General features: G+C 69.6%; 14 protein-coding genes. 10 read left to right on the forward strand and 4 right to left on the reverse strand.

Annotation, left to right across the window (positions count from 1 at the left end):
• The first annotated feature begins 49 nt into the window (after positions 1 to 49).
• The 6 genes from aroA (at position 50) to CXR04_RS27485 (ending at position 7078) form a co-directional block, all read left to right on the forward strand.
• Complete coding sequence (gene aroA / locus CXR04_RS27460; protein WP_101424916.1) at positions 50 to 1372, forward strand: 3-phosphoshikimate 1-carboxyvinyltransferase; 1323 nt, start codon at positions 50 to 52, stop codon at positions 1370 to 1372.
• The gene (gpmI, locus tag CXR04_RS27465) at positions 1369 to 2904 is read left to right on the forward strand and encodes a 2,3-bisphosphoglycerate-independent phosphoglycerate mutase (protein WP_101424917.1); all 1536 of its coding nucleotides are present in this window, start codon (positions 1369 to 1371) and stop codon (positions 2902 to 2904) included. Before aroA ends, gpmI begins: the two co-directional genes overlap by 4 nt.
• Positions 2901 to 3260: a hypothetical protein gene (locus CXR04_RS27470; RefSeq protein WP_101424918.1), complete on the forward strand. Its 360-nt coding sequence runs from the start codon at positions 2901 to 2903 to the stop codon at positions 3258 to 3260. Before gpmI ends, CXR04_RS27470 begins: the two co-directional genes overlap by 4 nt.
• 471 nt (positions 3261 to 3731) lie before the next feature.
• A complete protein-coding gene (locus CXR04_RS27475) occupies positions 3732 to 4604 on the forward strand; it encodes a phosphate ABC transporter substrate-binding protein (protein ID WP_101424919.1) in 873 nt (290 codons plus the stop codon).
• 3 nt (positions 4605 to 4607) lie between these two features.
• Complete coding sequence (gene pstC / locus CXR04_RS27480) at positions 4608 to 6413, forward strand: phosphate ABC transporter permease subunit PstC (RefSeq protein WP_101424920.1); 1806 nt, start codon at positions 4608 to 4610, stop codon at positions 6411 to 6413.
• Positions 6401 to 7078, forward strand: coding sequence for a phosphate ABC transporter ATP-binding protein (locus CXR04_RS27485; RefSeq protein ID WP_199850539.1), 678 nt, complete (start codon positions 6401 to 6403; stop codon positions 7076 to 7078). Before pstC ends, CXR04_RS27485 begins: the two co-directional genes overlap by 13 nt.
• A 97-nt stretch (positions 7079 to 7175) precedes the next feature.
• Here CXR04_RS27485 and CXR04_RS27490 read toward each other — a convergent pair whose 3' ends face one another.
• Both CXR04_RS27490 and CXR04_RS27495 read right to left on the reverse strand, forming a co-directional pair.
• On the reverse strand, positions 7176 to 7517 hold the full coding sequence (locus CXR04_RS27490) for an ArsR/SmtB family transcription factor (protein WP_101424921.1): 342 nt from the start codon (positions 7515 to 7517) through the stop codon (positions 7176 to 7178).
• A 21-nt stretch (positions 7518 to 7538) separates the two neighbouring features.
• Positions 7539 to 7901 carry an ArsR/SmtB family transcription factor gene (locus CXR04_RS27495; RefSeq protein ID WP_101424922.1) on the reverse strand — a complete coding sequence of 121 codons (363 nt, stop codon included), beginning with the start codon at positions 7899 to 7901 and terminating at the stop codon, positions 7539 to 7541.
• Between the two features lie 159 nt (positions 7902 to 8060).
• Between CXR04_RS27495 and CXR04_RS27500 the strand changes: the two genes are divergently transcribed.
• Positions 8061 to 8519 (forward strand): ArsI/CadI family heavy metal resistance metalloenzyme, encoded by a 459-nt coding sequence (locus CXR04_RS27500; protein WP_101424923.1) that lies wholly within the window; start codon positions 8061 to 8063, stop codon positions 8517 to 8519.
• A 363-nt stretch (positions 8520 to 8882) separates the two neighbouring features.
• Here the strand turns inward: CXR04_RS27500 and CXR04_RS27510 are convergent, their stop codons facing one another.
• Positions 8883 to 9296 (reverse strand): arsenate reductase ArsC, encoded by a 414-nt coding sequence (locus CXR04_RS27510; RefSeq protein WP_101424924.1) that lies wholly within the window; start codon positions 9294 to 9296, stop codon positions 8883 to 8885.
• A gap of 70 nt (positions 9297 to 9366) precedes the next feature.
• On the opposite strand from CXR04_RS27510, the gene CXR04_RS27515 reads away from it, so the two are divergent.
• Both CXR04_RS27515 and arsB read left to right on the forward strand, forming a co-directional pair.
• Complete coding sequence (locus CXR04_RS27515; RefSeq protein ID WP_101424925.1) at positions 9367 to 9678, forward strand: ArsR/SmtB family transcription factor; 312 nt, start codon at positions 9367 to 9369, stop codon at positions 9676 to 9678.
• Between the two features lies 1 nt (position 9679).
• Positions 9680 to 10804, forward strand: coding sequence for an ACR3 family arsenite efflux transporter (gene arsB / locus CXR04_RS27520; RefSeq protein ID WP_101424926.1), 1125 nt, complete (start codon positions 9680 to 9682; stop codon positions 10802 to 10804).
• 367 nt (positions 10805 to 11171) lie between these two features.
• Here the strand turns inward: arsB and glnA are convergent, their stop codons facing one another.
• Positions 11172 to 12587, reverse strand: coding sequence for a type I glutamate--ammonia ligase (glnA, locus tag CXR04_RS27525; protein WP_101424927.1), 1416 nt, complete (start codon positions 12585 to 12587; stop codon positions 11172 to 11174).
• 273 nt (positions 12588 to 12860) lie between these two features.
• Here glnA and CXR04_RS27530 point away from each other — a divergent pair, with 273 nt between their 5' ends.
• On the forward strand, positions 12861 to 13337 hold the full coding sequence (locus tag CXR04_RS27530) for an RDD family protein (protein ID WP_101424928.1): 477 nt from the start codon (positions 12861 to 12863) through the stop codon (positions 13335 to 13337).
• The last annotated feature ends 210 nt before the right edge of the window (positions 13338 to 13547 follow it).

Below are 13547 nucleotides of genomic sequence, written 5' to 3' on the forward strand. Positions count from 1 at the left end.
CCCGCCACGCGACGCCGCACCGTTCGTCCCCGACCGCTGGAGGCAGTGCATGACCGCCACGTCCGACCCGCGTCTTGAGGCCGAGTCCGTCACCGTCCGGCCGCTGGCCGGCTTCGACGAGACCGTCCAGGTCCTGGGCTCCAAGAGCTACACCAACCGCTACCTGGCCATCGCCTCCCTGTCCGGGCAGGAGACGGTCATCGACAACGCGCTGCTCTCCGACGACACCGTCTACCTCGCCCGTGCCATCGAGAAGTTCGGACACGTCACCTGCGACATCGACCAGCAGGCCGCCGGCATCCGCGTCACCCCCACCGGCAAGCCGATGCGCGCACCGGGTGAGGAGATCTTCGTCGGCGGCGCCGGTACCCCGCTGCGGTTCCTGATCTCCATGGCCGGGCACGCCGAGGGCACCACGATCATCAACGGCAACGCCCGCATGCAGGAGCGCCCCATGGGCGACCTCCTCAAGGCCCTTCCCGCGCTCGGCGTGGACGCCGCCGCCGTACGCGGCAACGGCAGCCCGCCCATCCGCGTGGTCGGCGGCTCCTTCAAGGGAGGCGCCACGTCCATCAGCGGCGCCGTCTCCAGCCAGTTCACCTCCAGCCTCATCATCAACGCGCTGCGCGCCCGGACCACCACCGAGATCACCATCAGCGACGAGCTGATCTCCAAGCCGTACGTGGAGATGACGCTCGCCGCACTGAAGGAAATGGGGGTGAGCGTCGACTGCGACGGCCACCGGCGTTTCACCGTCGCCGCCGGGCAGCAGGCCCGCGGCGGCACGGTCACCGTGGAGCCGGACGCCTCCGGCATGTCCTACTTCCTGATCGCCGCGGCCATCCTCCAGTCCCGGGTCGTCATCCCAGGCATCGGCAGCGGATCCCACCAGGGCGACGCCCACCTGGTCGAGGCCCTGGAACGCATGGGCTGTCGCGCCGAAGTCACGGCCGGCACCACCACCCTGACCGGCGGTCCGCTGCACGGCATCGACATCAACATGGAGGCCATGCCCGACGTCGTGCCGTCCCTCGCGATCGCCGCCGCCCACGCCGAGGGCACCACGCGCATCACCAACATCGCCTCCCTGCGCGTCAAGGAGTGCGACCGCATCGCCGCCGTCACCACCGAGCTGCGCAAGATGGGCATCGAGGTCGAAGAGCACGCCGACGCCATGTACATCACCGGCGGCACCCCGGTCGGTGCGGACATCGACACCTACGACGACCACCGCATCGCCATGACCTTCGCGATCGCCGGTCTGCGCACCGAGGGAGTGGTCATCAAGGACCCCGGCTGCGTCGCCAAGTCCTTCCCCACCTTCTGGCAGACCCTCGACACCCTGCACCCCACCCTCGCGAGCACCGTATGAGCGCGCCCGACGACTCGTTCACCGGCCCGGGCATCCTGCTGGTGCTCGACGGCTGGGGCCACGCCCCGGCGGCCGACGACAACGCCCTGGCCCTGGCCCGCACTCCGGTCCTGGACGACCTCGTCACGCGGTTCCCGAACACGCTCGCCGACGCCTCCGGCGAAGCCGTCGGACTGACCGCCGGTACGGTCGGCAACTCCGAGATCGGCCACATGGTCATCGGCGCCGGACGGCCCGTACCGTACGACAGTCTGCTGGTCCAGCAGGCGATCGCCGCCGGCACCCTGCGTGCGCACCCCCGGCTGGGTTCCGTCCTGGACGGCACGGCTGCCGCGGGCAGCGCCCTGCACCTGATCGGCCTGTGCTCGGACGGGCAGATCCACTCGAACGTCGGGCATCTGGCCGACCTGCTGGCGGCGGCAGCGGCCCACGGGGTGAGCCGCGTGTACATCCACGCGATCACCGACGGAAGGGACGTCGCCGACGGCACCGCCCGCACCTTCCTGGCACAGGTCGGCGAGATGACCGGCCGCGCCGGGACGGGCCGGCTCGCCACCGTCGTCGGCCGCGGCTACGCCATGGACAAGGCCGGCAACCTCGACCTCACCGAGCAGGCCGTCGCCTTGGTCGCCGACGGCCGGGGCGCCTCCGCCGGCAGCGTGCAGCAGGCACTGAGCGCTTCCGAGCGCGGCGACGAATGGGTGCCCGCAAGCGTGCTCACGGCTGCTGGAGACGTAGCCATCGCCGACGGCGATGCGGTGCTGTGGTTCAACTTCCGCAGCGACCGCATCCAGCAGTTCGCCGACCGCCTCGTCGAGCACCTCACGGCCACCGGGCGCTCGACGCAGATGCTGAGCCTGGCCCAGTACGACACCCGCGCCGCGATCCCCCCGCTGGTGGAGCGGGCGGACGCCTCCGGTGGCCTGGCCGGCGAACTCTCCGAGGCCGGGGTGCGAAGCGTCCGCATCGCGGAGGCGGAGAAGTTCGAGCACGTGACGTACTACATCAACGGCCGCGACGCCACGGCGCGCAGCGCCGAGGAGCACGTGCGGATCACGGGCGACGACAAGCCCGACTACATCGCCCGGCCGCAGATGAACCTCGACCGCGTCACCACGGCCGTCACCGAGGCCGCCGGCCGCACGGACGTCGAACTCGTCGTCGCCAACCTGGCCAACATCGACGTCGTAGGGCACACCGGCAACCTGGCCGCGACCGTCACCGCGTGCGAGGCCACGGACGCCGCGGTAGGGCGGATCCTCGATGCGGCTCGCGCGGGCGGGCGTTGGGTGCTCGCCGTGGGCGACCACGGCAACGCCGAGAAGATGACCAAGGAGGCGGCGGACGGCACCACCCGACCGTACGGTGGACACACCACCAACCCGGTCCCTCTGGTGATCGTCCCCCGCGGGGCCGGGACCGCGCAGCCCATGCTGCCCGGAACGGCGACGCTCGCCGACGTCGCGCCCACGGTCCTGCACCTGCTGGGCCGAAAACCGGGATCCGCCATGACCGGAAGGACACTGCTGTGACCCCCCACCTCGCTGCTCCCACCCAGACCGACTGGACTCAGGTACCGGAAATGACCCGGTGCCTGGACACGCCGCACCTCGCGGCCGCATTCGCCGACGACGCCGTCGTGCGCCGGATGGACACCGAGGGGACCGGCATCGTCGTACGCGAGCCGGCCGACCGCTCCTGCGTCGTGCTGGGCCTCTACAACTCGTCCACGACCGAAGCCCGTATCAGCCTCAACGCCCTGCTGCCCGAACACGCCAACAGCGCCTGGCGCTTCATCAGCGGCTCCATGCGCACCAGTCCCGCCATCGACGGGATGGACGTCCACCTGGAGGCAGCAGGCCACGTCTGGCTGACCGCCACCTCCTGAGGAAAGGAGACCTCACCATCCGGGCTTCCTGAGCCCGGCTCTTTCAACAGGCCGCCAGCGACCCGCTGTCGGCAACCTGCGCCAGATCCACCGCAGCCTGCGCGGGGCAGCCCTTCCGGGCACCCATGTCCCGCGTTTTCCTCAGGGCACCGCCAACCCGAAGGATCTGACAATGCACAAGCCCGTTCGCTTTGCCATGCCCGTTTCCGCCGGCGCCACCGGCGCGGTGGGAACAGTCGTCGGGGCTCCACGAGTCGCCGTCGGCGACTCGCGGCATTCCCCCGTGGCTTTCTGCGGTCATGCGTGCACCGCCCCTCTCTCCCCCAGGGAGATCGAGCGGGACGTCCCGACCACCTCGCCCGACCGTCGCCCACCAGCACGTCGGTGACCACCCGAAGAGGCTGAGCCCGTCCCCGTACCGCACCTCACAGCGCACACCTGTGCACGCATGCAGAGAGAAGAGTCCCCATAGTGATCACTCACAAGCGCCGCGCCGCCTATCTCACCTCGACCGCCGTGCTGTTCATATCCGTGGCCGGCTGCGCCGGCGACGACGCCGGATCAGGAGGTGCGCTGCAGGTCAGCGGCTCCACCACCGTGGCTCCTGTGGCCGCGGACGCGGCCGAGGCGCTCAAGGCGAAGGGCCTCGACATCATCGTGGCCACCCAGGGCGGTTCCGCCGGCGGCATCTCCCAGCTCGCGGCGGGCCAGATCGGCATCGCGATGAGTTCGAAGCCCATAGCGCCGGAGGACGAGTCCGCCCATCCCGACACGGACTTCCAACCCACCCAGGTCGGCGCGGACGCAGTCGGCGTCATCGTCACCGACGAAGTCGCCGAAGCCGGCGTGGAGAACCTCACCGCGGCGCAGGTACGTGACCTGTTCGAAGGGAAGATCACCAACTGGTCCGAGGTCGGCGGCCCGGACCTTGAGGTCTTCGTCTACGACAAGGAACCCGGCCGCGGCACCCGCGAAGTCCTCGACAAGTACATCTACGGCGACAAGAAGGCCCCGCCGCCGCCGGAGTCGGGCAACTTCGCCATCGTCGGCGGCAACCTCGAAACGCGTAACAAGCTGAAGTCGACCCCCGGCGCCGTGGCACCGCTGTCCACCAGCTTCGTCGAAGGGCACGACGACCTGGCGGTCGTGACGCTCGACGGCATCGCGCCCAGCCCCGAGAACATCGCCTCCGGCACGTACCCGATGTCCCGGCCGCTGTACCTCATCACCGACGGCGAGCCGGAGGGCACGTCGAAGAAGTTCATCAACTACGTCCTGTCCCCGAAGGGGCAGGAGCTGATGACCAAGCACGGCTACCTCAAGCTCAAGGAAATCGGGAAGTAGCCGATGGCTACGACCAAGACACCGGCGCGACCATCCATCACCTCCGCCGAGGGAAAACGCCCCCGGCCGTCCACGTGGGTGTGGAGTTGGGTCTACGCCGGAGCACTCGCCGTCGCGGGCCTGCTCCTGGCCGTTGCCGGGTATCTCGGCAGCGGTATCGGCAGCGGCACCGTCGACTGGCTGAACCTGGTCACCGAGTCCGCGTGGAGCCCGCCCAACGCGGCCTTCGGCGGCCTGGCGATGATCTACGGCACCGCCGTGGTCAGCATCCTCGCCCTCGTCCTCGCCGTACCCATCGGATGGGCGGCGGCCATCGCGCTGTCGGAGTACCTCCCGCCGCGCATCGCCCGGCCGATGCGCACGTGCGTGGAGTTGCTCGCCGCCGTGCCGTCGATCGTCTACGGCCTCATCGGCATCGCCGTCATCCGCCCCGTCATCGCGTCGATCGCCGACGTGCCGGGCGGAGACAGCCTCGCGGCAGCCGGCATCGTCCTGGCCGTCATGATCGTGCCCACGGTCGTGGCCGTCAGCGTCGACGCCCTTTCCGCCGTACCCGACCGCTACCGCGAGGCCGCCTACTCCCTCGGCCTCACCCGCGGGGAAGTGATCCGCTCGGCGGTCCTGCCGCTGGCGCGGCCGGGTATGCGTGCCGCCGTCCTGCTCGGCCTGGCCCGGGCGCTCGGCGAAGCCATCGCGGTGTTCCTGGTCGTGGGCAGGGCCGACGGGCGGATGCCCCACAGCTTCGGCGAGTTCCTCGACTCTCTGAGCCACCCCGGCCAGACGCTCACCACGAAACTCGCCGGCCCCGAGCCCGTACTCGCCGGCACCTCAGGACCGCACTTCGCCGCCCTGTGCGGCCTGGGTCTCCTCCTCCTGGCGCTGGTGGCCGGAGCGACGATCTGGGGCACACGGGAACGACGCCAGAGCACTCGGAAGGCCGGGCACCTGCCGGCACCGCGGCTGCGGCAGCAGCGGGACCAGGTGCTGACGGTATGGCGGCTGGGAGCCCTGCTGCTGCCCAGCGCACTGCTGATCGGGATACTCGGCCTCCTCGTCACCCGGGGCACGTCGGCGTTCAACCCGAGCTTCTGGTTCAGCGCGGCGACCGGAGCGGCCGGTGGAGGCGTACGCGACCAGATAACCGGCACCCTCCTGCTCGTCGTCACCACGGGGCTGCTCGCCCTGCCGCTGGGCTTCGGCGCGGGCATCCTGATAGGCACCCACGCCTCCGCGCGGACGGCACGAGCCCTGCAGACGCTGACGCTCGTCCTGGGCGGCGTGCCGACGATCCTGCTGGGGCTCGCCGGATTCGTCATCCTGTCCACCACCATGGGATGGGGGAGGTCCTGGCTGGCCGGAGCCATCGTGCTCGTCCCGGTCGTGGCACCCGTCGTTGCTCTGACCACCGCGGCACGCATCCGGAGCCTGCCACCCGAACTCACCGAAAGCGCGCTGTCGCTGGGGCTGACACGTGCCCAGTACATCCGGTCGGTCGTCGTTCCCTACACCTGGCCCGCCACCGTCACCGGCCTGCTGCTCGGCCTGGCGCGCGCAGCCGGCGAGACCGCTCCTCTGCTCTTCACCGCCACCGTCTTCTTCGGCGCTCCCACGGTGCCGAACGGGATCGTGGAGTCCCCGGTGCAGGCACTGCCGACCCACATCTTCACCCTCTCCCAGGACTCGGGTGACCCGCAGGCCGTCGACCAGGCGTGGGGAAGCGCCATGGTGCTGGTCCTGATCACCGCGGTACTCCTCAGCGCGGCGATCGCGCTGCGCAACCGCTTCGAAGGAGAACGATGGACGACGTAATCACCGTGCACCGGCTACGCGTACGCACCCGCGGCAAGACCCTGGTCGGCCCGGTCTCCTTCACCCTCGAACGCGGCTCCACCACCGGACTGTGCGGCCCTTCGGGCGCTGGAAAATCCACCGTCCTGCGCGCGTTGGTCGACTTGCTCCCCGACGGGCTCGTCAGAGAGGGGGACCTGAAGATCCTCGACCGCACCATCGCACCCGGCAAGGGAGACGCGGACCTCAGAGCCAAGGTCGTCCTCGTACCCCAGACCCCGGTCGTCTTCGGAGGCAGCGTCCTCGACAACGCCCTGTTCGGCGTCCGCCACGTCCTGCGCGCGTCCCGGGAGGCGCTGCGCGACCGAGCTGAACAGGCTCTCACCGAGGCCGGACTGTGGAAAGAAGTCGCCGACAGACTCGACGCCCCCGCCCAGACCCTGTCCGCGGGACAACGGCAGCGACTCTGCCTGGCCCGCGCGCTGGCCCTGGAGCCGGCCGGGCTGCTTCTCGACGAACCCACCAGTGCGCTCGACGAACAGAGCAGGGACACGGTCGAGCAGTCCATCGCGGCGCTGCGCGGGCGCCGGACGGTACTCCTCGTCTCCCACGACCCGGCGCAGGTGGAGCGCCTGTGCGACACAACCGTCCTCCTGGATCTGCCCGTCGCGGCCGCGGTCCCCTGATCGCTTCCGCCGAAGCGGACACCCCCCGGCGCTCGGTACGCCGCGGCGCTTCGGTTCCGAACCGCGGTACGGAACCGAAGCGCCGCGCCAACCGGCCCTACGAGACACCGACCTGGCCGCGCTGATGCAGGATGTGCATCAGCGCCGTACGCACTTCCGCACCCAGGCGGTAGTAGACGAGCCGTCCCTCACGTCTGCTTTCGATCAGACCGATGCTGCGCAGGCGCTTCAAGTGGTGGCTGACCGTCGCGAGGGACACCCCGACGTCCGCCAGTTCGTGCACCGCCGCCTCGGCACCCTCCCGTTCCGCCAGGAGCATCAGGAGTTGGAGACGGACGGGATCTCCCAAGGTCTTGAACACCCTGGACCACCAGGCCATGTCGGCTGCGCTGAGCGTCAGGCACGTTCCGTCGCACGCAGCGGCGTCCTTGTGGCACACGTCGTCTCCTCAGCCGCCGACTCAGTCGGCCTGCGACAGCAGGCCGGCCATGACCGACAGCGCCCCGGGCGCGACCCGGTAGTACACCCAACTCGCGCGGCGCTCCGACAACAGCAGCCCGGCTTCCCGCAGCTTGCGCAGGTGGTGGCTGACCGTGGGCTGGGAGACGCCGACGTCCTGGATCTCGCAGACGCAGGCTTCCCCGCCCGGGCGAACGGCGATCTTCGAGAAGAGCCTCAGGCGAACGGGGTCGGACAGCGCCTTGAACATGGCGGCGATGGGCTCCGCGTCTTCTGCGGAGAGCTCTTCGCGTCCCAGTGGCTGACAGCACCCCAAGGGCGTGATGGTGGCGAGCGTGGTGGGCCCCGGAGCCAACTTAGACATACCTCTATGTTGACACCTGTCGAATCACCTGCCAAGGGGTGCGCATTGAGGCGGGCGGCCCGTAGGGGTGGATTCGATGAATCTCTATGTTGACGAACGTCGATCCCGAGTGCATGCTGAGCGCAACATCGAAGAATGTCGAAACAGAAGGAATGGTCCATGTCTCGGATACAACTCGCCCTTCGCGTCCCCGACCTGCAGGCATCGATCGACTTCTACAGCAAGCTGTTCGGTGCCGGGCCGGCCAAGCTCCGCGACGGCTACGCCAACTTCGCCATCGCGGAACCTCCCCTCAAGCTGGTCCTCATCGAGGGAGCGGCGGGAGAGGACACCCGCATCGACCACCTGGGGGTGGAGGTGGCATCCACGGAGGATGTCCGGCAGGCCACGGACCGACTGGATCTGGCCGGGCTGCCCACCGCCGAGGAGAACGACACCACCTGCTGCTACGCCCTGCAGGACAAGGTCTGGGTGCACGGTCCCGGCCAGGAGCCGTGGGAGGTGTACGTCGTCAAGGCCGACGCCGACTCCCCGGCGAAGGGGGAGAGCGGCAACTGCTGCACTCCGGCAGACGCCGCTCCGGCCGAGCGACAGCCTGCGGCTGCCGGTTGCTGCTGATCAACGGGTAAGCATGTCCGTACGCGCGGGGACGCAACCGCAGCCGTTCCGCGGCCGCGTGCCCGCGCGGCTCTGCCCGCCCTGCGCCTGACCCGGATCACGAACCGGGGCATCGCGTACCACCCCGAGATCACCGCCGCCACCGGCTGGAGCCGGGCGGCCCGCACCGCCACGTTCCCCGTGCGCTCCCCGCCTTGGCCATGGCCGCTTCGCCGGGCAGCCACCACCCTCGTCGGCGCCCTCGCCGTGATCAGTGCAATCGCGGCGGGGACCACTCATCGCACGGCACCCCGGCGAGGAAAGCAGCCCGGAGAGGGGGTGGCGACGCCTTGTCAGGGCAGATCGCGGGCTGGTGGGGACTCCCTACGGGCCGGCTGCCGGGGCAATGCCGGCGATGAGGGCCTCGATACGCGAACGGATCTCGTCGCGGATGGGGCGTACCGCCTCGACACCCTGCCCGGTGGGGTCGTCGAGATCCCAGTCGAGGTAGGTCTTGCCCGGGAAGATGGGGCAGGCGTCACCGCATCCCATGGTGATGACGACATCGGATGCCTGCACGGCGTCGACGGTGAGGACCTTGGGCTGCTCGTGCGCGATGTCGATGCCGGCCTCCCGCATCGCCTCGACGACCGCGGGGTTGACGGTGTCGGCCGGGACCGAGCCGGCGGAGCGGACCTCGACACGGTCGCCGGCGAGGTGGGTCAGCCAGGCGGCGGCCATCTGGGAGCGGCCGGCGTTGTGGACGCAGACGAACAGGACGGAGGGCTTGTCGGGCATCGCGGTCTCTCTTGTCTTGCGGCGATGGGCGGGGTGGCATCAGCTTCGCCTGATGTGACAGTATCAGCCCATGCTGACATCAGTCGACACTGAAGTGATCCGTGCGCTGGCGGATCCACTCCGGCTCCGGATCGTGGAGCTTCTGGCCGTGGAGACGCTGTGTACCACGCACCTGGTGGAGGAGACAGGTGCCCGGCAGACGAACCTGTCCAACCATCTGCGGGTGCTGCGCGAGGCCGGGGTGGTGGAGACCGAGCCGTGCGGTCGCTTCACGTACTACAAGCTGTGCCCCGCGGTGCTGGAGGCGCTGGCAGGCTCGTTCACCGAACTGGCCGCAGCCGCCCGTACCACCGTCGAGACCGACCGCAAGCGGGCCTGCTGACATGGCCTCGACCCCCGCCACCAGCCCCGGGGCCGGGACAGAGGCGTCCGTGGTCGGGAAGCTGTCGACGCTCGACCGGTTCCTCGCCGCATGGATCCTGCTGGCCATGGCCGCCGGTCTCGGCCTGGGCGGCCTCGTCCCCGGGCTGGACGACGCGCTGGCGAAGGTGGAGATCGGCGGCATCTCGTTGCCCATCGCCCTGGGCCTGCTGGTCATGATGTACCCGGTGCTGGCCAAGGTCCGCTACGACCGTCTCGACGCGGTCACCGGCGACCGGAAGCTGATGGCCGCCTCCCTGGTGGTCAACTGGCTCGTCGGTCCGGCGGTGATGTTCGCCCTCGCCTGGATCTTCCTGCCGGACCTGCCCGAGTACCGCACCGGCCTGATCATCGTCGGGCTCGCCCGCTGCATCGCGATGGTCATCATCTGGAACGACCTGGCCTGCGGCGACCGCGAAGCCGCCGCCGTCCTGGTGACGCTCAACTCCGTCTTCCAGGTACTGGCCTTCGGCCTGCTCGGCTGGTTCTACCTCGACATCCTCCCCGGCTGGCTCGGCCTGGGCGACGGCGAGCACCTGGACATCTCAGTCTGGAAGATCGCCGCCAACGTCGCCGTCTTCCTCGGCGTCCCCCTGCTCGCCGGTTTCCTCACCCGCCGCATCGGCGAACGCCGCCTCGGCCGCGCGGACTACGAGCAGCGGTTCCTGCCCCGCATCGGCCCCTGGGCGCTGTACGGGCTGCTGTTCACGATCGTGCTCCTCTTCGCCCTCCAGGGCGAGACCATCACCTCGCAGCCCCTGGACGTCGTGCGGATCGCGCTGCCGCTGCTGGTGTACTTCGCGCTGATGTGGTTCGGCACCTTCGCCCTCGGCAAGGCGATCGGCCTGGCCTACGACCGCACCGCCACTCTCGCCTTCACCGCTGCCGGCAACAACTTCGAACTCGCCATCGCCGTAGCCATCGCCACCTTCGGCGTCACCTCCGGCCAGGCCCTCTCCGGCGTCGTCGGCCCCCTCATCGAGGTGCCCGTGCTCGTCGCGCTCGTGTACGTCTCCCTCGCCTGGCGCCGCAAGTTCACCTCCGCGGAGTTTTCCGGAGAAGCCCCCGAGCGTGCCCCGGCTCAATGAACGAACCTCCAGCAGCGACGGCGTGGGCACCTGAGTAGTTCGCCAGGGGCAGACAGGGAAGACCGCGGAATAACTGGCCACGTGGCCGAGGTCATGTGAACATCGACCTTGCCGAGAATCCCAGGTCAGAGAGGCGCCTCTGTACCCCGGCTTCCCGCTCGACCCGTCTTCGTAAGCCGATGAGGGCCGCTACCCCGACCGTGGGGTAGCGGCCCTCGTAGCGTTGCTGAGGTCACGTCAGAGAATCGACTGGGCGGTGCACACCCGGTGCACAAGAGGGTGGGAAGCCAGGGGTGACAGTGGGAGCCAAAGAGCAGAGTTTCCCAGGTCACAGCCGCTTTCCGGGGCTTCCGCCCAGGTCACCCGTTTAGATGTCGAAGTACAGCTCGAACTCGTGCGGGTGCGGGCGGAGCTGGATCGGCTCGATCTCCTGGGTGCGCTTGAAGTCGACCCACGTTTCGATCAGGTCGGACGTGAAGACGCCGCCCTGGAGGAGGAACTCGTGGTCGGCTTCCAGGGCTTCCAGAACGGCCGGGAGGTTCGTCGGGACCTGGGGGACCGCGGCGTGCTCCTCGGGGGCCAGTTCGTAGAGGTCCTTGTCGACCGGCTCGGCGGGCTCGATCTTGTTCTTGATGCCGTCCAGGCCCGCCAGCAGCATCGCGGAGAAGGCCAGGTACGGGTTGCCCGAGGAGTCCGGGGCGCGGAACTCGATGCGCTTGGCCTTCGCGCTGGCGCCCGTGATCGGGATGCGGATCGCCGCCGAGCGGTTGCGCTGCGAGTAGACCAGGTTGACCGGGGCCTCGAAGCCGGGGACCAGGCGGTGGTACGAGTTCACCGTCGGGTTCGTGAAGGCCAGCAGCGCCGGGGCGTGGCGGAGGATGCCGCCGATGTAGTAGCGGGCGGTGTCCGACAGGCCCGCGTAGCCCTGCTCGTCGTAGAAGAGCGGCTCGCCGCCGGTCCAGAGCGACTGGTGGCAGTGCATGCCGGAGCCGTTGTCGCCGAAGATGGGCTTGGGCATGAAGGTCGCGGTCTTGCCGTTGCGCCAGGCGACGTTCTTCACGATGTACTTGAAGAGCATCAGGTCGTCCGCCGCGGCCAGCAGCGTGTTGAACTTGTAGTTGATCTCCGCCTGGCCCGCGGTGCCCACCTCGTGGTGCTGGCGCTCGACCTTGAGGCCCGACGCGGCGAGTTCGAGGGAGATCTCCGCGCGCAGGTCGGCGAAGTGGTCGACCGGCGGGGCGGGGAAGTAGCCGCCCTTGTAGCGGACCTTGTAGCCGCGGTTGCCGCCGTCCTCCACGGCGCCGGTGTTCCAGGCGCCCGCCTCGGAGTCGATGTGGTAGTACCCGGCGTTCGCCTTCGTCTCGAAGCGGACGTCGTCGAAGACGTAGAACTCCGCCTCCGGCCCGAAGTACGCGGTGTCCGCGATGCCGGACGAGGCGAGGTACGCCTCGGCCTTTTTGGCCACGTTCCGCGGGTCGCGGCTGTACTGCTCGCCGGTGATCGGGTCGTGGATGAAGAAGTTGATGTTGAGCGTCTTGTCCTTGCGGAACGGGTCGAGGCGGGACGTGGTGAGGTCCGGCACGAGCGCCATGTCGGATTCGTGGATGGCCTGGAAGCCACGGATCGACGAGCCGTCGAACATGAGCTGGCCGTCGGGCTCGAAGACGTCCACGGGCACCGTGAAGTGCTGCATGACGCCCGGCAGATCGCAGAAACGCACGTCGACGAACTTCACGTCGTTGTCCGCGATGTACTGCTGGACCTCGTCGGCGTTCTGGAACATCCCACTCCTCCTATGTCCCGCCGCGAGGGGACGGGTAAGCCTGCAGAGCCTGTGCGAGGTGCGCCTGCCGGCGTGCCGGCATGCTCGCCCGAGCCTAGGCACCCGGGATTTCTCGGGCATGACCCGTTTGTTTCGCCGATGTTAACCACGGCCCCCGGCCAGGCCCGGGAACCCGGCCCCGGCAGCCCCCCGGGTGGCCGGAATCGTATGCGGTCCGGGGCCGTCGGCAGGGGGCGAGGAGGGGCCGCGCGTGCCGGGCAGTACCGTGGATGCGTGGATGACGCGGAGAAGCGGCAAGCAATAGGTTCGTGGCTCTCCGGCCCCCGCTCGGCGGCCGAGGACATGGGCGTCGACTTCGGCTACCGGGGCCAGCGTCTCGGGATGCCCGAGACCGGGCCCGGCTCGGTCGCGCCGGTCGGCCGGCGGATCGCGGCGCTGGTCGTCGACTGGCTGCTGTGCCAGCTCATCGCCTACGGACTGTTCGCCGGCGGCGACAGCCGGTCGCTCGGGCTGTGGACCATGGTCGTCTTCTTCGTGATGACCGTACTGCTGGTCGGCACCCTCGGCTTCACGCCGGGCAAGCGGATCATGCGCATCCGCGTCGTCGCCGAGAGCGGCGCCCGGCTCGGCTTCGTCGGCACCATCGTGCGCTCCGTGCTGCTCTGCCTGCTGATCCCCGCCGTCGTCTTCGACCGCGACACCCGCGGGCTGCACGACCGGGTCGCCCGCGCCGTCGAGGTGCGGTTCTGAGCGGGTTCTGAGCGAGGGCTGAGGGATGTCCCCGAGGTCCGAGCGAGGTCCGGTACTGAGCCCGGGCCCATCTGGCTCCGGGCTTTCCGCGTCCCGTCGGTCCTTCTGAGCCGGGACCTCCGCGTCCGGGTTTCCTGAGCCGGGCCTTCCGCGCCCGGTCTCAATGCCCCTCCCGGGGCCCTCCCCGTACCCGTACGCGATCCGCCGCGC

The organism is Streptomyces sp. CMB-StM0423, assembly GCF_002847285.1.
Lineage (GTDB): Bacteria > Actinomycetota > Actinomycetes > Streptomycetales > Streptomycetaceae > Streptomyces.